General features: G+C 62.8%; 17 protein-coding genes and 1 tRNA gene. 9 read left to right on the top strand and 9 right to left on the bottom strand.

Annotated elements, in window-relative coordinates:
- Window positions 1–284 precede the first annotated feature (284 nt).
- Window positions 285–374, top strand: a tRNA-Ser gene (locus tag OKW20_RS24475).
- 126 nt (window positions 375–500) lie between these two features.
- Here the strand turns inward: OKW20_RS24475 and rtcR are convergent.
- Entirely contained in the window at window positions 501–2,108 is a 1,608-nt protein-coding gene (gene rtcR / locus OKW20_RS24480) for an RNA repair transcriptional activator RtcR (protein WP_429117116.1), read from the bottom strand.
- Window positions 2,109–2,317: 209 nt separating this feature from the next.
- Between rtcR and OKW20_RS24485 the strand changes: the two genes are divergently transcribed.
- Entirely contained in the window at window positions 2,318–3,874 is a 1,557-nt protein-coding gene (locus OKW20_RS24485; protein ID WP_429176572.1) for a vWA domain-containing protein, read from the top strand.
- A gap of 768 nt (window positions 3,875–4,642) precedes the next feature.
- The gene (locus OKW20_RS24490; protein ID WP_429176575.1) at window positions 4,643–6,046 is read left to right on the top strand and encodes an RtcB family protein; all 1,404 of its coding nucleotides are present in this window, start codon (window positions 4,643–4,645) and stop codon (window positions 6,044–6,046) included.
- A 116-nt stretch (window positions 6,047–6,162) separates the two neighbouring features.
- Here OKW20_RS24490 and OKW20_RS24495 read toward each other — a convergent pair whose 3' ends face one another.
- The 4 genes from OKW20_RS24495 to OKW20_RS24510 all read right to left on the bottom strand — a co-directional run bounded on the left by OKW20_RS24495 (window position 6,163) and on the right by OKW20_RS24510 (window position 10,304).
- Window positions 6,163–7,839, bottom strand: coding sequence for a flotillin family protein (locus tag OKW20_RS24495; RefSeq protein WP_429176362.1), 1,677 nt, complete (start codon window positions 7,837–7,839; stop codon window positions 6,163–6,165).
- Window positions 7,840–7,872: 33 nt separating this feature from the next.
- Window positions 7,873–8,502, bottom strand: a complete 630-nt coding sequence (locus OKW20_RS24500; protein ID WP_043619967.1) for an OB-fold-containig protein — start codon at window positions 8,500–8,502, stop codon at window positions 7,873–7,875.
- Between the two features lie 5 nt (window positions 8,503–8,507).
- The gene (locus tag OKW20_RS24505) at window positions 8,508–9,641 is read right to left on the bottom strand and encodes a PspA/IM30 family protein (RefSeq protein ID WP_429176367.1); all 1,134 of its coding nucleotides are present in this window, start codon (window positions 9,639–9,641) and stop codon (window positions 8,508–8,510) included.
- A 159-nt stretch (window positions 9,642–9,800) separates the two neighbouring features.
- Window positions 9,801–10,304 (bottom strand): hypothetical protein, encoded by a 504-nt coding sequence (locus OKW20_RS24510; protein ID WP_429176370.1) that lies wholly within the window; start codon window positions 10,302–10,304, stop codon window positions 9,801–9,803.
- Between the two features lie 243 nt (window positions 10,305–10,547).
- On the opposite strand from OKW20_RS24510, the gene OKW20_RS24515 reads away from it, so the two are divergent.
- Both OKW20_RS24515 and OKW20_RS24520 read left to right on the top strand, forming a co-directional pair.
- Window positions 10,548–10,709, top strand: a complete 162-nt coding sequence (locus tag OKW20_RS24515; RefSeq protein ID WP_192450991.1) for a hypothetical protein — start codon at window positions 10,548–10,550, stop codon at window positions 10,707–10,709.
- Between the two features lie 161 nt (window positions 10,710–10,870).
- Window positions 10,871–10,960, top strand: a complete 90-nt coding sequence (locus OKW20_RS24520; RefSeq protein ID WP_192450990.1) for a twin-arginine translocase TatA/TatE family subunit — start codon at window positions 10,871–10,873, stop codon at window positions 10,958–10,960.
- A 162-nt stretch (window positions 10,961–11,122) separates the two neighbouring features.
- Here OKW20_RS24520 and OKW20_RS24525 read toward each other — a convergent pair whose 3' ends face one another.
- On the bottom strand, window positions 11,123–12,616 hold the full coding sequence (locus tag OKW20_RS24525; protein WP_429176372.1) for an amidase: 1,494 nt from the start codon (window positions 12,614–12,616) through the stop codon (window positions 11,123–11,125).
- A gap of 76 nt (window positions 12,617–12,692) precedes the next feature.
- On the opposite strand from OKW20_RS24525, the gene OKW20_RS24530 reads away from it, so the two are divergent.
- The 3 genes from OKW20_RS24530 to OKW20_RS24540 all read left to right on the top strand — a co-directional run bounded on the left by OKW20_RS24530 (window position 12,693) and on the right by OKW20_RS24540 (window position 16,998).
- Window positions 12,693–14,255, top strand: coding sequence for an alkaline phosphatase D family protein (locus OKW20_RS24530; protein ID WP_429176374.1), 1,563 nt, complete (start codon window positions 12,693–12,695; stop codon window positions 14,253–14,255).
- A gap of 201 nt (window positions 14,256–14,456) precedes the next feature.
- A complete protein-coding gene (typA, locus tag OKW20_RS24535) occupies window positions 14,457–16,283 on the top strand; it encodes a translational GTPase TypA (RefSeq protein WP_043619962.1) in 1,827 nt (608 codons plus the stop codon).
- Between the two features lie 208 nt (window positions 16,284–16,491).
- Window positions 16,492–16,998 carry a GNAT family N-acetyltransferase gene (locus OKW20_RS24540; protein WP_034802619.1) on the top strand — a complete coding sequence of 169 codons (507 nt, stop codon included), beginning with the start codon at window positions 16,492–16,494 and terminating at the stop codon, window positions 16,996–16,998.
- Between the two features lie 33 nt (window positions 16,999–17,031).
- Here OKW20_RS24540 and OKW20_RS24545 read toward each other — a convergent pair whose 3' ends face one another.
- On the bottom strand, window positions 17,032–17,631 hold the full coding sequence (locus tag OKW20_RS24545) for a hypothetical protein (RefSeq protein ID WP_429176376.1): 600 nt from the start codon (window positions 17,629–17,631) through the stop codon (window positions 17,032–17,034).
- A gap of 160 nt (window positions 17,632–17,791) precedes the next feature.
- On the opposite strand from OKW20_RS24545, the gene ppa reads away from it, so the two are divergent.
- Window positions 17,792–18,325 carry an inorganic diphosphatase gene (gene ppa / locus OKW20_RS24550; RefSeq protein WP_429117127.1) on the top strand — a complete coding sequence of 178 codons (534 nt, stop codon included), beginning with the start codon at window positions 17,792–17,794 and terminating at the stop codon, window positions 18,323–18,325.
- A 4-nt stretch (window positions 18,326–18,329) separates the two neighbouring features.
- On the opposite strand, the gene OKW20_RS24555 is transcribed toward ppa, so the two are convergent.
- Complete coding sequence (locus OKW20_RS24555) at window positions 18,330–18,647, bottom strand: DUF167 domain-containing protein (RefSeq protein ID WP_429117129.1); 318 nt, start codon at window positions 18,645–18,647, stop codon at window positions 18,330–18,332.
- A 2-nt stretch (window positions 18,648–18,649) separates the two neighbouring features.
- Window positions 18,650–18,943, bottom strand: coding sequence for a YggT family protein (locus tag OKW20_RS24560; RefSeq protein WP_139108271.1), 294 nt, complete (start codon window positions 18,941–18,943; stop codon window positions 18,650–18,652).
- Between the last annotated feature and the right edge of the window lie 12 nt (window positions 18,944–18,955).

Genomic DNA, 18,955 nt, shown 5'->3' on the forward strand with positions numbered 1-18,955 from the left:
TTCATGTTCGATCCGGCTCTCTGCCCGAAGACAAGGCCGTCTTTTTCTCAGTCGACAGTTGAGTGGATCTCCTTTTCGGATATCCACCGGTGAATGGGCGCAAATCACACCCGATGCGGTGAGCTAGGCCACACCACTTCATTGCGCGGATTACAAGGATTTGCACAGGTGTGTCAAGGCGAAAGCAACGGGACCGTTACATATTCTTCAAACAAGGCCCTTGCCAGCACCCGAATCTGCCGCTATGAACCCGACCGCGCCGAACAAGCGCCGACCAGCAAAGCGGAGAGGTGGCTGAGTGGTCGAAAGCACCGCACTCGAAATGCGGCGTACGGGCAACCGTACCGTGGGTTCGAATCCCACCCTCTCCGCCATGCTGAACTCCGGTTTCGGCGTTCTTTTATGCCGCTGCGGCGATCTCCTTTGTTCTTGAAGATATCGTTCTCACTGGTCTGCCGCGTGCTTGCCTGCGGGCGCCGTGACGTTTCCTCCGCAACCACCTAGTTCCGCCTTCTTATATCGTCGAACCTGATGTCGAAGCGCGCCAGGTATTTGCTCAGGCGGTCGGCGTCGTTGCTGCTTTTCTTTTCCAGCCGTGACTGAGCGAACAGGGCGCGGCCGGCGGCGCTGAGCGTCGGGTGGTCGCGGCAGGCGCGGATGACGGCGGAGAGCTGAACGGCGTCGAAGCGGTCGAGGCGAGCGGCGGCTTCCGTGCCGAGCAGGTCCTGAAGGGTCGCATCGTCTGCGTCCTTGACCGACGACGTGTGCCAGAACGCGTTCAGGCGTTGGACTTCGTCATCGACGACGTCAGTCGTGATGCGTCCGTGCGGCGCCAGCGTCGCCATCCGGGTGACGGAGGCCGAGAGGTCGCGGAAATTGGCATTCCAGGCGCCCCGAGGCCCGGTTGCAAAGGCCAGATAGCGTTCGCGGGCTTCCTTGTTGAAGGTGATGTTCTCACCCTCGCGTTCGAGAAAGCGTTTCAGTTCGAACTCCAGATTAGGCTCTATGTCCTCCCGGCGTTCGCGCAGGGCCGGTAGCCGAAATGTCCAGAGATTGAGGCGCGCATAAAGGTCTTCGCGGAATCTCCCTTTGGCGACCTCCGCGCCGAGGTCGCGGTTCGTGCCGGCGAGAAGCTGGAAGTCCGCGGAAACTTCCCGGTCGGCCCCGACCGGCAGGAAACGTTTCTCCTCGATCGCCCGCAGGCACATGGCCTGTTCGTCGAGCCCGAGTTCGCCGATTTCGTCGAGGAAGAGCACGCCCTGGTCCGCCGATTTGAGCAGGCCGGCCCGTTCGGTGGCGGCCCCCGTGAAGGCGCCTTTCACGTGCCCGAACAGGGTCGACATCGCCTGGTCGCCCCTGAGCGTCGCACAATTGACTTCGACGAAGGCGCCGCTGGCCTTCCGCTCCGATTTCTTCAGTTCATAGATACGGCGGGCAAGCTGCGATTTTCCGGCGCCGGTCGGTCCGGTCAGCAAAACGGGCGCGGTCGAGCGGATCGCCACGCGTTCGATTTCGTCGATCATCCGGTTGAAGGCGACGTTGCGGGTCGAGATGCCCGACTTCAGGAAAGAGGCGGCGTCCTCACGTTCCGAGGCAAAGCGTTTGGCGATCTCGTCGTAGCGCGACAGGTCCAGATCGATGATCCGGTGCGTGCCGGCGAAATCCTGGCCCGGCTCGCGGTCGCGCGGTGGCGACAGTTGAAGCAGTCGGGCGGGAATGATGCGGGCCTCGGTGAGCAGGAACCAGCAGATCTGCGCCACGTGCGTGCCGGTGGTTATGTTGATGAGATAGTCTTCGGCATCCGGGTCGAAGGCATAGCTGCGGGCAAAGTCCCTGAGGCTGGTATAGACCTCCGAGAAATCCCAGGGATCGCGGAAATTGATGGTGTTGCTGCGCACTTGCGTGGCCGGCGATACGGTTTCGATGTCGCCGATGATCCGCCGGGCCAGCGGCGAGGCGTGATTGTCGTGGATCAGTTCCAGCCGGTCGACGAAAAGCCCGGGCTGTTGGCATAGCCCGACATTGGGCCGCCAGCGATTCCAGCGGTCCTCCCATTTGCCCACGTCGAGCGTGGTTCCCAGTATGCTGATGACGACGCGACGTTTCATGATTATCCAAAATTATAAGTTAATATATTGAAGGATAAGATATCTTGCGTTGCGTCGTTTCGCAAATTTTCATCGAAATTAGTCGCCGAAAATTTTTATCGTTTTAAAACAACACGATGAGTGAGCAGAGATCGATTTTTCTGCGGAGTTTTCGGAACTGGCACGCCTCTTGAATTGTATCTGGCATGAAACGAACAAGAGGTGCCGTCATGGTCAACAAGGCGATCTTCAAAACCTATCTCGGAAAATTGCTTCCGGGCACGGACACGAAAAACCACGCAGCCGCGCCGGCCTATAGGCTGACCCCGCGCGAAGCGCTGGCGCAGTATGCGGTGACGGGAACCTTCAACGGCACGTTTTACGCCGACGGCGCAGAACAGCTCGAGGCGGTCAGGGCGCTGGCAGTCGAGGTCGAGCCGGAATTCGTGGCCAAGGTGGCAGTCTATGCGGCCGAGCGTGGTCACATGAAGGATATGCCGGTGATGCTGCTGGCCCTGCTTTCGAGCCTGCAAAGCGACGTTTTTGCCCGCGCATTCCCGCGTGTGGTCAAGAGCGGCAAGATGCTGCGCGGCTTCGTGCAGGTGATGCGTTCGGGCGCGGCAGGGCGCAAGTCGCTCGGCACGCGGCCGAAGAAGGCGGTGCAGGCCTGGCTGGAGCACGCCAGCACGATGCAGGTCCTCAGGGCAATGGTGGGCAACGATCCATCCTTGGCCGATGTGATCCGCATGGTTCATCCGCGACCGGCCACGCCGGAACGACAGGCATTCTATGCCTGGGCGCTCGGCAAGCCGCACGATTACGCGGCGCTGCCGGACGTGGTGAAAGCTCTGCAGGCCTTCAGGCGCGATCAGACCCAGCCGCTGCCGGACGTTCCGTTCCAGTTGCTGACGTCTCTTGCCCTGACGCGGGAGCATTGGGTCGAGATCGCAGCCAAGGGCGGCTGGCAGATGCTGCGGCAGAACCTCAACACCTTCGCGCGCAACGGCGTGTTCGAGGCGGAGGGGGTCGCCGAGGCGATCGCTCGGCGCCTGGCGGATCCGGACGAGATCCATAGGTCGAAGGTCTTCCCCTATCAGTTGATGATGGCGTGGAAGATGGTCGACGGTCAGGTGCCGGAAGTCGTGCGAGACGCATTGCAGGATGCGATGGATATTGCCATCGGCAATGTGCCGTCGCTCGCCGGCCATGTGGTGTTGTGCCCGGATGTTTCCGGCTCGATGGGTTCGTCCGTGACCGGCTACCGCCAGGGCGCCACATCCGCGGTTCGTTGCATTGACGTTGCCGCGCTGATGACGGCCGCATTCCTGCAGCGCAACCCGCAAGCACGCGTGTTGCCGTTCGCGAACAACGTGGTGAACGTCAGCCTCAACCGGCGAGACACGGTCATGACCAATGCCGAGAAACTGGTTGCCGTCGGCGGTGGCGGAACGAACTGCTCCGCACCGTTGAGGGCGCTCGCAAATGAGAAGGCCAAGGTCGATCTCGTCGTTTTCATCTCGGACAACGAATCCTGGATGGATGCGACCCGGGGCGGTCACGCCACGGCGGTCATGGAGGAATGGGCAAGGATCAAGCGGGTCAACCCGGCTGCGAAGCTGGTCTGCCTCGACATCCAGCCCTATGCCACGACGCAGGCGCCGACACGGGACGACGTTCTCAACATCGGCGGCTTCTCGGATGCCGTCTATGGGGTCATCGCGTCCTTTGCCGCCGGCACCAACGGTGCGGACGGCTGGGTGAAAACCATCGAGGCGACCGAACTCTAAAAACAAGGCAATACCCTCGCGCCGCCGTGAACGGCGCGGGGGACCGTGACGAATGCCGGTTGAAACTACAGATCGTTAATCTCCAGGTCGCGGGTTCGAATCCCGTCGGGTCCTCCACTTTGTGGACCCGTAGCTCAGTGGACAGAGCAGGACGTTTCACCACACCTCGTCGTCACGGACCACAGACATGGCGAATGCAAGAGGAACTACATGGCCGCGGCAGGTTCGAATCCTGCAAGGGATCACGCATCCCTTCGGTAGCGGGGCGTTTCTCAATCACTTTTCGCCATGGCCGAATGCAGCGGCGAATGCCGGACGGAACTACATCGCCACCACAACTGGATGGCCTGGCAGGTTCGACTCCTCCTCGGCATACGCTCTCTGGCACGAGCGGGGCCATCCGGTTTCGTCCACCCTCGTCGCCGCTGCATGGCTTTCAATGACGTCCGCCTGGCGGGCGTGAAATGCCCGGCGAATGCCGGCAGGACTACAGGTAGAGCGGCTCGCCGGTTTCGGCGGGCAGGTCGGATGTTCAAGTCATCCCGCTTCCCCGAAAGGCGGAGCGTAGCTCAGCAAACCGTCCTGCCAAAACTCGTCGCCGGGAGACGACCCACGGCGAATGCCGCTGGAGACACCATTGGGGTCGCATCGCGCCACGACCGTGGAATGCGAGCGGCAATGTTTCCGGCCTACGCTTGTCGGTTGGGGACAAGATGAAACACAGAGCACAGAAGGACTGCGAACGCAGAAAAGAAGATGACCGAGATAATGAGCGGACAGGATTTGATCGATGCCGGCATGAGCCAGGGCAAGTGGTTTCGCGATGCGCTGGACGCCGCCAACAGGGCGCTTAGCGCCGGCAGCTCCATGACCGATGCGCTGGAAATCGCTCGCGGCTATCAGCCGGGGCCGACCCTGCCGCTGAAGGCCGCCAACGACGTGCCGATCCACATGAACATCCGCGCCGAGAACGCCTACGAACAGGAGAATATCGAAAAGGTGCGCGCGACCATGCGCGAGCTCGCCCGCACGCCGGTCGTGCGGTCGGCGGCGATCATGCCTGACGCCTGCCCGTCCGGGCCGGTCGGAACGATCCCGGTTGGCGGCGTGGTCGCGTCCGAAGCGATCCATCCGGGCATGCATTCGGCCGATATCTGCTGCTCGATGGCGATCTCCATCTTTCCGGGCGTGGCCCCGAAGGCGTTGCTCGATGCCGTGCATGCGGTGACGCATTTCGGTCCGGGTGGTCGTCCGCGCGGCTCCCAGATCAAGCCTTCGGAAGCGACCCTGTCGGCGTTTGAGGAAAACCCGTTGTTGAAGGATTTCATCAGCATCGGCATCGACCACTTCGCCACCCAGGGTGACGGCAACCACTTCGCCTATGTCGGACAGATGAAGTCGACCGGCGAGACGGCGCTCGTCACGCATCACGGGTCGCGTGCCCCCGGCGCGCGGCTTTACGATCGCGGCATGAAGATCGCCAACCGGTTCCGTGAGGAGCTGTCGCCCGAAACGCTCCGGGACAATGCCTGGATTCCGGCCGACAGCGACGAGGGGGAAATGTACTGGTCGGCATTGCAGACGATCCGCCAGTGGACGAAGGAGAACCACTACGCGATCCATGACATGACGGCGGAACGCTTGGCTACGCGTGTCGGCGATCGCTTCTGGAACGAGCATAACTTCGTTTTCAGAAAGTCCGACGGCCTGTTCTATCACGGCAAGGGGGCAACGCCCGCCTTTGACGGATGGGCTGGCGATGCGACCGATCTGACGATCATTCCGCTCAACATGGCGGAGCCGATCCTGATCGTGCGCGGGTCCAATGCGGCTCACGGGCTCGGGTTTTCGCCGCACGGGGCCGGCCGGAATTTTTCGCGTACGGCACATATGCGCCGGCTCGGCGACGATTTCGGTGCAGACGGTCGCGGGCTCAGCCCGAACAACATCGCTGCCGTCATGGAGCGCGAGACCGTCGGCCTCGACGCACGCTTCTTTTCCGGCCACCCCGACGTTTCCGAGTTGCCGAGCGCCTACAAGAACGCGGCGGCCGTTCGGGAGCAGATCGCCGAGTACGGCCTTGCCGACATCGTCGACGAGGTCATCCCTTACGGATGCATCATGGCGGGCGACTGGCAGAAGGATGCGCCCTGGCGCAAGAAGCGCCGCTAGCATCAGATGTCGAGGAGGAAGGCGGCGATTGCCGCCTTCCTGCAATTTTGCCGAAGGATCGGGCCGTTCGGCTTTGCCCTCCGACCGTCAGATCGATCAGGGAAGGCCAGGCCACATCATTTCTTCGGTGTCTTCTCTGCCGGTGCTGCCGGCGGCTGCAGGTTACCTAGCAGCGACGAAATAGCGTTTTCGCCGTTGAAGCCGGCCTCCTTCAGCAGTTGGTCGACGATCGGCTTGTTGGCCTGGTAGGACAGGAGCTGGCCCGCCAGGCCGTCGCCAAGACCGATGCCGTTCGCAGCACCGTCGCCGCCGCCGTTGCGGCCGAGCATGCCGCCGGTGTCGAAGATGCGGATGTCGGAGATCTTCTCGATCGGCTTGACCGCTTCGGCGAGTGCTTCGGGAATGATGCGGATGCGTTCGCGCAGGATCTCGAACTCGATGATGGCGGAGCTCAGCTTGTTGCGGGCGTCGTTGAGCAGCGCCTCGCTTTCGGCCGCGGCCTTGCCGGTTTCGAGTACGCCCTTGGCCTTGATGATGGCGGCGTCGGCCTCAGCGGTGGCAAGCGTCTTGATCGCATCGGCCTGGTCGAGGGCCGCCTGCTTTTCGGCTTCCGCGCCAACGGTCACGGCCGTCGCTTCGGTTTCGGCGTTCTTGCGGGCGTCGATGACGGCGATCTGGCGTTCGCGTTCGGCGATTTCAACGGCCTTTGCCGTCTCCACTTTTTCTTCCGCGGCAATGGCGAGCGCGCGGGCGGTTTCAGCCTGGGCCTTGGCCTCGGACTCTTCACGGCTCTTGTTGGCAACGGCGATGGCGCTCTCCTGCGAAACGATCTGCAGGTCGCGGCGGGCTTCGGTGTCGCGCTGCTGCACGGCGCGGGTGGCGTCGATGTTGGCGCTTTCACGCGCCTGCTTGGCAAGCGCTTCGCGCTCCGCGATCGCCTGTTCTGCGGCGATGCGGGCTTCTTCCTCGGCGCGCTTGGCCGCCTGTTCCTGCTGCGCGGTTTCGGCGCGCGTGGCGGCCGATTTGTTGGCGATGTCGCGTTCCTGGTTCAGTTCCGCTTCGCGCTTGGTGCGCTCGATCGTCAGCGATTGCTGACGGGCTTCCAGGTCCTTCTGGGCGATCGCGACTTCGGTATCGCGCACGATCTCGTTGCGCTCCTTCTTGCGGCCTTCGGTGATGCGGGTCAGCGCTGCGAGACCATGGGCGTCGAAGAAGTTGTTGGCGTTGAAGTGCTTGATATCCGTCTGGTCGAGCCGTGTCAGCGAAACGGATTCGAGTTCGAGACCGTTCGACTGCAGGTCGGCGCCGACGGCTTCCTGCACCGCCTTGACGAAATCCATGCGCTGTTCCTGCAGCGCGTCGAGGCTCATCGTGGCGGCAACCGAGCGCAGGCCGTCGACGAACTTGGCCTCGATCAGCACGCGCAGCTGTTCGGCGTCGTTGGTGCGGTCGCCGAGCGTCTGGGCAGCAAGCGCGATCGAGGAGGCATCGGGCTTCACGCGCACGTAGAATTCCGCACCGATATCGACGCGCATGCGGTCCTTGGTAATCAGCGCATCGCCTTCGCCGCGCCGGACTTCGAGGCGCAGCGTCTTGAGGTTGACGCGGGCGATCGAGTGGAAGATCGGCAGCACGATCGAGCCGCCGTCGAGGACCACCTTCTGGCCACCGAGGCCGGTGCGCACATAGGCTTCGTCGCGGCTCGAGCGGGTATAGAGCGATGCAAGAACAAAGCCGATGCCGAGGATCAGGACGATGCCGATGCCGGCCGGCACCAAGAGTTCATAAAACATGGTTGCTCCGTGAGACTTTAAGACGAGGGAATATTAAGGATTGGGCGGCGTCAGCAGGTCTGCCGGCGCCGATATCGCAATGAAAATGTTGGAAACACGATCGACGACGAGCACCTGCGCGCCGATGGCGATCGGTTGCTCGTTGCGGGCGGCGCGTGCGCGCAGCACATGCCAGTTGCCGTGGCGGTCCTTGAGGCGGATGCGTCCAGGCAGGCCCTGGTCCAGCGGGCCGACGGTGACTTCGCCGCTGCGGCCGACGAAGTCACCGAGATCGACGGCATAGCTTTCGTCACGCGGCACGATCTTTGCCACCCATCGGCTCGACATCCGAACCGCAGGCAGTGAGACGGCGAGGGCCGGCAGCGCCGCGACAAGGGCCGGCAACGGCGCCCACAGGGCCCCGGCCACCGCCTGAATGACAAAGCCGGTCATCGCGAAGAGGCCGAGGAAAAGCATCAGGAGGACCAGCAGCGGCACGCCGCCGACATTGAACCAGGACATTAGTCCGCCCAGTGCGTTGTGGTCGTCCAGCCAGGCCTTGTCGATCGCCTCGCCCAGCGAGAAGCCGAGCAGCAGGCAAAGGAGCTCGATGCCGGTGAAGGCGGCCAACATCACCGCCGCAACCGCGAAGGGTAGGGATTCCGGGGCGAGGAAGAACAGCATGGGCGTTAGTGCTGCTTTGCCTTGAGCGCGGCCAGCCTTGCCTCGATCGCCTGGTCGCGATGCAGGCGGTCGAGTTCGTCCAGCTCGGCGCTGCTGCCGTGTTCTCCGCCCGGTACCCCCGTGGCGCGGGAGACGGCGGCAGCGGCGCGGGCCGCACCGTCCACCGGGCTGGGCTTCGCCAGGCCCGAAACCTTGCTGTCGGGGAATTGGGCGATGCTGCGCTTGAGATCGGCAAGCCGCGCCTCGGCCTCGCGGCGGGTGGCGAGCACCGCCTGCAGCGCCTGCTGGCCCTCTTCGAGATCGGTGCGGGCGCCGGCGAGCGCCTTGTCCAGCGCGGCCAGCTGCGATTCCAGGTCGATCTGGCGGGCGACGCCGGCCTTGGCGAGGTCCTCTCGCGCGGCGGAGATCGCGGTCCGGATCTTTTCGTCCAGCTTTTCGAGATCGGCGCCGATTTCGTCGCGGCGGCTGAGGATGCGATACTCCTCGGCGCGCGCCTGGCCGATATCGACCCGGGCCTCTTCGGCGGCCGCGTCGATTTCGCGGAGTGCCTGCTCGACGATCACGATCTTGTTGCTGCCTTCCGCCTTGTCGACGGCGGCATTGGCGAGACCGGCGATCAAGCGGCCCATGCGGGATAGGATGCCTTCATTCGTCATCATTTTCTTCTCCGTTCGGTCGGAATGCGGGGTGACGCCGATGTGGATCTGATAGCCGCCGTCCTGCGCAACGAGCTGGGCGGCGAAGATATTCAGGGTGCCGGACGTATAACCGGCGACGTCGTATGGGATCGCGACGCGACCGCGCACGGTGGCGACGGTCAGGTCCGACGGTCCCTTGATTGCAAAAAGCTTGTCGTCGAGCGGCAGCCGGCCGGCATTGGCCTGCTGTCCGCGATTTGCGGCGAAGTCACGCAATCCGAGCGTGACCATGCGTGCCGGAAGCCCGGTGCGCTCCCGGACCGTTTCGTAGGCAAGTTCATGCAGCGTTACGAGGTTGGCGCCGGCCTTTTCGCCGGCGAGTTCATCGAGCATCGCCAGCATGTCGGCGTAGGCCACGAAGGTTTCTTCCAGCGCGTGTCTGGCGTCCGCGTCCGGCGCGAGGTCGTAGCACAAGATCGACGTGTGGTTGCTCTGAGCCATGAGCAATAACATAAAGCACCGCTTTCGTGCTTTCAAGGATCTACTCAGGTTTAAGTTGCAATTTTCTTTTGCTGAACGCGCGCACCGGTCGCGGCGCCGGCAATGCGGGTTGCAGCGGCGGAGAAATGGGGCGTCGAAAGCGGACGACTGACCTGTGGGTTATTCCGCCGCGTTGTTGCGCAGCCAGGTTTCCAGCGCGGCAATCACCGAGAGCCGCAGGCTCGCGCCCTTCGACAGGGCGCGGGTGAGGGACAGGTCGTCGCCGGCAAATCCCATCTCGGCCATGATGTCGTTCGCCCGCATCCGGCGGCGGTTCATGATCGCGCGGATTTCGGCGACTGTTTCGGGAAGCAGGTAGCGACCGCTGGCAATCGCCGGGGGCGATGCAAGCGGTGGATCGATTTGAGTGCGCGGAGCAAGCCCGTCAGCGGCGCCGTTGCTGCTCAGCCAATTGAGGAACGTTTCACGCTCGGCCGGGCTTGCCTTGGTCCAGGAATTCTTGAGCTTGTCGAGGCGCGTGCGCTCGTCCTTGAGCCCTGCCACGATAAGCGCCTTGCGCAGCGACGGGATGCGCCCGGCGATGAGATCCGCATGGATATCAGGGAAATCGAGCTTCAGGCGCTGCACGTCCGCGGTTTCGTCGCTCTTGGTTTTCTTCGACATGCTCATTCCCGCGCCGTTCGTCCGCGACATGCTCTAGCGTGCTCGGCCGCCCGGCGCGAGCGAAATAGGTCGCTATCCTCTATCCTTTGTCGGCCGGCCTCGTTAGGGAACGCAGGGAGAGTAACGCGACGTTGCGTGCAGAATGCCTTTTGCCGGACATCATGCATCCAGCTTTACGCAAGTCCCTTCGCCTATCGTCACCTCAATGGCCGGGATGTGACACGGCGAATAAAGGACAATGATATGTCAAACGATATCGAGCACTACCGCGATCCATCCGATTCGATGGTTGCCCTCTATCTCGCGAACAATGACGGCGACGAACTGACCGACGTGCTGGTCGCTGCCCTTGAAGATGCCTTCCGCATCCTGAGCGACGAGATCTCCGGCGAAACGATGCATTGAAGCAGCGCGCGTCTCCCCGGCGGGCTACCCCTCCGGGCTGATCCACCATCGGTTGCGAATCGGTGAGGAAACATCCTATCTTCGCCCGATTCTAACCGGCGGCGTGTCGACCTTTCGAGAGAGCTCGGAATGCGCGTCGCTAGCGCAAGAGGTGGAGGCGCATGATGACAATTTCTATCTGGCATTGGGTGGTGATTTTGCTGGTCATCGGTGTGCCCGTCTGGCTGATCCTTCGCGCCCTGAAGCGTTGACGCGATGCGCCCGCAGGCAGGCGGGCGCGCGGCTGCAAAGGACAAGGCTCTGCGGATCCTGTTTGGACGGCCCGATCGTCACTCCCGCACCCTTGTCCGTAACGACTGCCGCCCCGGCCTGCTTACAGGCCGACGGGCCGTGGCATGACCAGCGGCTGCTGCTCAGTTTTCCTGCAGCAACGCTTCGGCCGAAAGAGCGACGGATAGAACCGTCGCATCGGTTCCGTTTCTCCCCACCAGCATCAGTCCAGCCGGACGCACGAGGCCCGGCTTCGGCAGGGTAATGGCGGTGAGATCGAACTGGTTGGCGACCTGGCAGTTGCGCAGCAGCAGACTTTCCACGCGGTCGTATTCTTTGGCGTCGTTGTCGACGCTGGCAATCGACACGGCGGCAATCGGCGTTGTCGGCAGTGCGATGAGGTCATAGGGCGAAAGCCGCTCGTCCATGGCGGCTGCAAGCGCAAGCCGGGTTTGCAGCAGGGCCGAGATTGCCGCATCGGGCACCAAAATGCGGCGGCGAAGCGAGACTTTGACCCTGTCGTCGACGGGGGCGGTCTCGTCGCCCAGCCAGTCCGCGTGGACACGGCTTGCCTCCAGGCCCGCAATCGAGCCGATGCGTGTCGCTTCGCCGAGTTTCTCGATCAGGTCGTCGATGGTGCAGTCGACGATCTCAGCACCCGCTTTCTCCAACCGGTCGAGGCTTGCGGCGAAGGCATCGGCGACTTCGGGGGAGAGGTCTTCAAACAACCTGCCGCGGGGGATGCCGATCCGTAGGCCTGCGATCGAACGGCCGACGGGCGGTTTTGGCTGCTCGCCGGCCATCACGGCGTCAGCTGCAACGCAATCGGCAACGGTCCGGGCGAGCGGTCCGAGCGAATCGAGAACCGGCGAGAGCGGAAAGGCACCGTCGAGCGGGATGCGGTTCGCCGTCGGCTTGAAGCCGACGATGCCGTTCAGCGCCGCAGGGATGCGGATGGAGCCGCCGGTGTCGGAGCCGATGGCGATGTCGCAGGTGCCTTCGGCCGCCGAGACACCGGCGCCAGAGGATGAGCCACCGGGGATCAGGCTTTCGTCGGCGGCGTTGCCGGGCGCGGGGTAGTGCGGATTGAGCCCGACCGCCGTGAAGGCGAACTCTGTCATATGCGTCTTGCCGATAATCACGGCGCCGGCAGCACGCAGCCGCTGGACAACGAGCGCGTCTTCTTGGGCCGGCGGCGCGCCGCGGCGAATGATGGAGCCGGCAAGCGTCGGTTCGCCGGCGACATCCAGCAGGTCCTTGATCGAGATGATCTTGCCGTCGAGCGGTCCAAGGCTGTCCCCCGCCTGCCGGCGACGGTCGGCTGCGTCGGCCTCGCGGCGCGCGCTCTCTTCATAGAGGCGGACGAAAGCCTTTTCCGCGTGCCGGCGATCGTTGAGCCGGCTCAGGATCTGTTCCAGGCGGTCGCGGACGGAGACGTTGGCGGCGTGGGGCACGATGATCACCTGTCGAATAGGGCGCCGCCATCGGCGGCAGGGGCGGGGTCGTTGCCTGGGTTCGCCGAGGTCAACGACGGTCACCTTGATAGCAGTATTGGTGGCGATTGCCATCGTGCCATTGTCGCCGCGGCCGGCGCCGACCTTCACCGAACTGTCGCCAAACCGTTCAAATAGTTTCATGGCCCTGTTACGTCGCTGACACCCAGATGACCAAAGGTCCGGCACGCGCGGTGGCGCTGCCGAATCGGAGGTCTGTTTGGCCGATATCCTCAAGACGCTTTCAAGGCGTTCTTTCCTGTTTTCCGCCGGTGCCGCGGGCTTCGTGGCCTCATCCGGTCTCGCGACTCCCTTCTATGCGCGCGGCTACGGTCGGCCGGAATTCATTCATGGCGTGCAATCGGGCGATGTCGACACATCCTCCGGCATGATCTGGACGCGAGTGGATCGCCCGTCGAAGGTGTCAGTCGAATATTCGACGACAGAGAGCTTCACCAACCCCTTTCGCCTTGCCGATCTGACCGCGACGCCGCAGACGGACTGTGCGGTCAAGTGCTCGCTCGATGGGTTGTTGCCGGACCAGGACATCTTCTATCGCTTCACCGCCACGGATCTCTACGACGTGAACCGCGTCTCCGAGCCGGTCACCGGCCGGTTCCGCACGGCCCCCTTGCGCAAGCGCTCGATCCGCTTCGTCTGGTCTGGCGATACCGCCGGGCAGGGCTGGGGCATCGACGATGTCGGCATGAAGACCTATTCGACGATGCGCCAGCACGAGCCGGACTTCTTCATTCACTCCGGCGATACGATCTATGCGGACAACCCGATCCCCGACGAGATCAAGCTTCGCGACGGCGGCATCTGGAAGAACCGGGTGGTGACGCACGAGAAACGTGACGTGGCGCGCACGCTCGAAGAATATCGCGGACAATGGAAATACAATCTGCTCGACGAGCATGTGCGGCAGCTGAACGCCATGTGCCCCACCTTCTACCAGTGGGACGACCACGAGGTGCTGAACAATTGGTCGGCCTCCACCGACCTTCGCGACGATGCCCGCTATCCGGAGAAGGATGTCGCCGTCTATGCGGAGCGGGCGGCACGAGCGTTCAACGAGATGACGCCGATCCGCAACGTTGCGACGCAGCCCGGCCGCATCTTTCGCAAGATCGCCTATGGTCCATTGCTCGACGTGTTCTTCGTCGACCTCAGATCCTATCGCGGCGCAAACCAGGAAGACGGCGGCGGCGCGCTGTTCGGCTGGCGGCAGGTCGACTGGCTGAAGCGTGAGCTGGCTGCCTCGCGGGCCACGTGGAAGGTGATTGCCTGCGACATGCCGATCGGTCTCGTCGTCTGGGACGATTACACCAACCGGCGCGGTTCGGACGCGATCGCCAATGGCGACAACGGTCCGCCCACGGGGCGCGAGCGCGAGTTTGCCGATCTTCTGCGCTTCATCCGCGACAACGGCATCGACAATCTCGTCTGGCTGACCGCGGACGTGCACTACACGGCCGCGCATCACTACGATCCGGCGCGCGCCGGCTTCAAGGATTTCACGCCGTTCTGGGAGTTTGTGTCCGGGCCGCTGCATTCCGGCACCTACGGGCCGAAGGAGCTCGACATGACCTTCGGGCCGGAGGTTCGCTTCATCAAGGCGTCTGGCGGCGGCATCGACAGCAACCTGCCGCCGTCGGCCGGCCTGCAGTTCTTTGGCATCGTCGATATCAACGGCCAGACGCAGCAAATGACGGTGCGGCTGATGGACCGGCAGGACCAGGAACTCTGGCGCGTGACGCTCGATCCGGCCGCAATTGCATGAGGAATTCGGTCGCGGCCAACAGCTTTCCAAACGGCGTTCGCGAGACCCCTGGCGAGTTCAAACCCATGGCCTACCGGCATTTGACCACGACGCTCATGCGTGCGCCCCCCTTTCGCAATCGCAAAAAAACCTGTATGAGCGCGACCATTGAAAAAGCGGCGTGGCCCATCGGGGCTTGCCCTGAACCTTCCGAGACGAAAAATGAGCATTCGTAACATCGCGATTATCGCGCACGTCGACCATGGGAAAACGACCCTTGTTGACGAGCTCCTGAAGCAGTCGGGCTCGTTCCGCGAAAACCAGCGCGTTGCCGAACGCGTCATGGACTCCAACGACATCGAAAAAGAACGCGGCATCACCATTCTCGCCAAGGCGACCTCGGTCGAGTGGAAGGGAACGCGCATCAACATCGTCGACACCCCCGGCCACGCCGACTTCGGCGGCGAAGTCGAGCGCATCCTGTCGATGGTGGACGGCGCCATCGTTCTCGTCGACGCTTCCGAAGGCCCGATGCCGCAGACGAAGTTCGTCGTCGGCAAGGCGCTGAAAGTCGGCCTGAAGCCGATCGTCGCGATCAACAAGATCGACCGCCCGGATGGTCGCCACGAAGAAGTCATCAACGAAGTCTTCGACCTCTTCGCCAACCTCGACGCTTCCGACGAGCAGCTCGACTTCCCGATCCTCTACGGTTCGGGTCGCGACGGCTGGATGAACGTCAACCCGGAAGGTCCGAAGGACCAGGGCATGGCGCCGTTGCTCGATCTCGTGCTCAAGCACGTGCCGGAGCCGACGGTTGCCGAAGGCCCGTTCCGCATGATCGGCACGATCCTTGAAGCCAACCCCTTCCTCGGCCGCATTATCACCGGCCGCGTCCATTCCGGCACGTTGAAGCCGAACCAGGCCGTCAAGGTTCTGGGTCAGGACGGCAAGCTGCTCGAAAATGGCCGCATCTCGAAGATCCTCGCCTTCCGCGGCATCGAGCGTCAGCCGATCGAGGAAGCGCATGCGGGCGACATCGTCGCGATTGCCGGCCTTACCAAGGGCACCGTCGCCGACACCTTCTGCGACCCGTCGGTCGCCGAAGCGCTGACCGCGCAGCCGATCGACCCGCCGACCGTCACCATGTCCTTCATCGTCAACGATAGTCCGCTCGCCGGCACCGAAGGCGACAAGGTCACGAGCCGCGTTATCCGCGACCGCCTGTTCAAGGAAGCCGAAGGCAACGTCGCGCTGAAGATCGAAGAATCCTCGGAAAAGGACTCCTTCTTCGTATCGGGCCGCGGCGAACTGCAGCTTGCGGTTCTGATCGAAACCATGCGCCGCGAAGGCTTCGAACTTGCCGTTTCGCGTCCGCGCGTCGTCATGCACAAGGATGACAACGGCCAGCTGCTCGAGCCGATCGAAGAAGTCGTCATCGACGTCGACGAAGAGCATTCGGGCGTCGTCGTGCAGAAGATGTCGGAGCGCAAGGCCGAAATGGTCGAGCTGCGTCCGTCCGGCGGCAACCGCGTCCGTCTGGTGTTCTTCGCTCCGACCCGCGGCCTCATCGGCTACCAGTCGGAACTTCTGACCGACACCCGCGGCACGGCGATCATGAACCGCCTGTTCCACGCCTACCAGCCCTACAAGGGTGAGATCGGTGGTCGCGTCAACGGCGTTCTCTTGTCGAACGACGCCGGTGAATCGGTGGCCTACGCGATGTTCAACCTGGAAGACCGCGGCCCGATGATCATCGACGCCGGCGAGAAGGTCTATGCCGGCATGATCATCGGCATCCACACCCGCGACAACGACCTCGAAGTGAACGTTCTCAAGGGCAAGAAGCTCACCAACATGCGCGCCGCCGGCAAGGACGAAGCTGTTCGCCTGACGCCGCCGATCCGCATGACGCTCGAGCGCGCGCTCTCCTGGATCCAGGACGACGAGCTCGTCGAAGTGACGCCGAAGTCGATCCGTCTGCGCAAGCTGCACCTCGACCCGAACGATCGCAAGCGCTTCGAAAAGGCCCGCACGGCCGGCGCTGCCTGATCGATCCTGACCGATCCCATGACTTTCAGAAAAACCCCGGAGCGATCCGGGGTTTTTTGCTGTGTGTGCCACCGATGGGCGACTTGCGGATAAAGTTAAAAAGGCGTTAACCTTCCATTGGGTGCCGTTAAAGTTGCCTGTGGGTTAACGCAGGCCGGCAACCGGGCGGGATTCCTGTTCGCCTTGTGTGTGTTTAGAGTCGCGAGTCATGAAGACTGTTTCGATAGAGATTCGGCCCGGGGAGCCGCAGGAAGCGTCGGCAATTGCCGATGTGCACCGCGTTTCGTGGCTGCAGACCTATGGTGGTCTCATCCCCCATCGTCCGCTCGTTCAGATGGTCAATCGCCGCGACGAGACCTGGTGGCGCAAGGCGACCCGCGGGCCTGCCACGCTGCTCGTCGTCGATGTGGCCGGAACCATTGCCGGCTATGCAACGCTTGGCCTCAGCCGGGCCAAGGCCCTGCCGCAGGAAGGCGAGATTTACGAGATCTACCTTCGGCCGGAATACCAGGGCATCGGCCTCGGGCGCATCCTCTTCGGCGAGGCCAAGAGCCTGCTGCGCTCGCTCGGCTGCCGTGGCCTCGTCGTCTGGTGCCTCGAGGACAGCGAGCATGCCTACCAGTTCTTCCAGGGTGCCGGCGGTACCGACATCGCCGAAGGCATGGAAGATTTCGGCGACAAGCACCTGAAGAAGGTCGGCTTCGCCTGGAACTAGGCGCGATGCCTTCGCAACACTGAAATCAAAGAGTTATTCAGGCAGTTGGTTGTTGGGGGCGGCCGCCTTGTCGCCCCGCGTGCCGTGATAGGCGGGCTTGTCGATGCCGCAGCGGAAGGTCGGTGCCACCTCGTCGGCGATCTTGCGGGCGAGCGCATTCGGATCGGGATTGGCAAGCGCATCGACGTAGGCGGCGACGCAGCCCTTGCCGTCATCCTTCTCGGCCACCTTGGAGATGACGAGCACCTGCCCCTGAAGTGCAGGAACCGAAGCGCCGGACGCGTCGGTGTTCTCGATGAACCAGCGCAGGATCGTCGCGACGGCCTTGCCATCCTTGGCAATCCGCCACTCCACGGTCGTGCCGGCGTGGTTGAACGGAATGAAACTCTCGAAAGCATCGTCGGCATAGCGTTGGTTCAGGTGACCGAACGAGACGCTCTGGCGGATGTCGGCCTCCTTGAAGCGAACGGGGTAGTCCGCATGACCGGGGCAGGTCATCAGCGCGTACATGCCCTCCTCTTCGGCGATCGTCTTGCACGTGTCGCGGCCTAAGTCGGTATAGACGCTCTCATTGGCCAAGACGGGGCCGGCGGACAAAAGCACCAGCGCCAGGCATGCAACCCTTCCGTTCATACGAAACTCCCTCAAACGCGATTGGCAGACCCTTGGCGATCGATCGACAGGCGCGAAACGACCGGTTGAATCTGCGCTACGGACGAAAGTTATGTTGCATCGCGGCATGTTTCCCTTTATCCGACGGGCAAACTTCTCAAACCGACCCTGGAGTAGATCCATGCGCATCGACGCGATTTCCATCGGAAAGAATCCACCAGAAGATGTCAACGTGATCGTTGAAGTTCCCGTCGGCGGCCATCCGATCAAGTACGAGATGGACAAGGAAGCCGGCACGCTGGTTGTCGACCGCTTCCTCTATACGCCGATGACCTATCCGGGCAACTACGGCTTCGTCCCGCACACGCTTTCGGACGACGGCGACCCGATCGACGTTCTGATCTGCAACACCCGTCCGCTGGTTCCCGGCTGCGTCATCAACGTGCGCCCGATCGGCGTGATGATGATGGAAGACAATTCCGGCAAGGACGAAAAGATCATTGCCGTTCCGTCGGGTCACCTGACGCAGCGCTACGACAAGGTGCACGAATACACCGACCTGCCGGAAATCACGCTGAAGCAGATCGAGCACTTCTTCGAGCACTACAAGGATCTGGAGCCCGGCAAGTGGGTAAAGATCTTCGGCTGGAAGGATGCTTCCGTCGCCAAGCAGCTGATCGCCGAAGCTGTCGAACGGGCCAAGGGCGCCAAGTAATCTTTTACTTGCCGACCAGCTCGGCAAGTTGCCTCATCAAATCCTCCGGGTCGCCCTCGATCCGGAGGATTTTTTTACGCTGCGTATCGCCTGAGATGAGGGAGAGCTTGCTCTTGGCAAGCCCGAGCTTCTTCGCGAGAAAGGCAACCAGCGCCTGGTTGGCCTTGCCTTTCTCCGGAACCGCGCTGACACGCACTTTCAGATGTTCTTCTCCATCGGCAGCCGCTTCCAGGCCATCAATGGCGTCGCGGCCGCCGTTCGGCGTCAGGCGCACCGTCAGGCGAACGTGGTCGCCGTGCGCGGTTACGGCCGGATTGGCCATCGTCAGCCGAGCAGGGCCGGCGCGATCGTGGTGTTGAGGAAGAGCTGGATGAAATAGAGGATCACCAGCACGACCAGCGGCGACAGGTCGACGCCACCCATGTCCGGCAGCACGCGGCGGATCGGACGGTAGAGCGGCTCGGTCAGCTGGTAGAGCGAACGGCCGATCATGTTGATCGCCTGGTTGTTCACGTTGATGACGTTGAACGCGTAGAGCCAGGAAAAGATGGCCGACGCGATGACCAGAAACCACGCGATGTTGATGATGAAGTTCAAGGTGCCGATGACAGCAAGCATGCCGGTCTCCAA

This window comes from Ensifer sp. LBL, from assembly GCF_050435225.1.
In the GTDB taxonomy this organism is placed as follows: domain Bacteria; phylum Pseudomonadota; class Alphaproteobacteria; order Rhizobiales; family Rhizobiaceae; genus Ensifer.

Bases quoted from the DNA above. Each gene is read 5' to 3' on its own strand.
- rtcR (WP_429117116.1), bottom strand. From the start codon at position 2,108: ATGAAACGTCGCGTCGTCATCAGCATACTGGGAACCACGCTCGACGTG.
- OKW20_RS24485 (WP_429176572.1), top strand. From the start codon at position 2,318: ATGGTCAACAAGGCGATCTTCAAAACCTATCTCGGAAAATTGCTTCCG.
- OKW20_RS24490 (WP_429176575.1), top strand. From the start codon at position 4,643: ATGAGCGGACAGGATTTGATCGATGCCGGCATGAGCCAGGGCAAGTGG.
- OKW20_RS24495 (WP_429176362.1), bottom strand. From the start codon at position 7,839: ATGTTTTATGAACTCTTGGTGCCGGCCGGCATCGGCATCGTCCTGATC.
- OKW20_RS24500 (WP_043619967.1), bottom strand. From the start codon at position 8,502: ATGCTGTTCTTCCTCGCCCCGGAATCCCTACCCTTCGCGGTTGCGGCG.
- OKW20_RS24505 (WP_429176367.1), bottom strand. From the start codon at position 9,641: ATGGCTCAGAGCAACCACACGTCGATCTTGTGCTACGACCTCGCGCCG.
- OKW20_RS24510 (WP_429176370.1), bottom strand. From the start codon at position 10,304: ATGTCGAAGAAAACCAAGAGCGACGAAACCGCGGACGTGCAGCGCCTG.
- OKW20_RS24515 (WP_192450991.1), top strand. From the start codon at position 10,548: ATGTCAAACGATATCGAGCACTACCGCGATCCATCCGATTCGATGGTT.
- OKW20_RS24520 (WP_192450990.1), top strand. From the start codon at position 10,871: ATGATGACAATTTCTATCTGGCATTGGGTGGTGATTTTGCTGGTCATC.
- OKW20_RS24525 (WP_429176372.1), bottom strand. From the start codon at position 12,616: ATGAAACTATTTGAACGGTTTGGCGACAGTTCGGTGAAGGTCGGCGCC.
- typA (WP_043619962.1), top strand. From the start codon at position 14,457: ATGAGCATTCGTAACATCGCGATTATCGCGCACGTCGACCATGGGAAA.
- OKW20_RS24540 (WP_034802619.1), top strand. From the start codon at position 16,492: ATGAAGACTGTTTCGATAGAGATTCGGCCCGGGGAGCCGCAGGAAGCG.
- OKW20_RS24545 (WP_429176376.1), bottom strand. From the start codon at position 17,631: ATGAACGGAAGGGTTGCATGCCTGGCGCTGGTGCTTTTGTCCGCCGGC.
- ppa (WP_429117127.1), top strand. From the start codon at position 17,792: ATGCGCATCGACGCGATTTCCATCGGAAAGAATCCACCAGAAGATGTC.
- OKW20_RS24555 (WP_429117129.1), bottom strand. From the start codon at position 18,647: ATGGCCAATCCGGCCGTAACCGCGCACGGCGACCACGTTCGCCTGACG.
- OKW20_RS24560 (WP_139108271.1), bottom strand. From the start codon at position 18,943: ATGCTTGCTGTCATCGGCACCTTGAACTTCATCATCAACATCGCGTGG.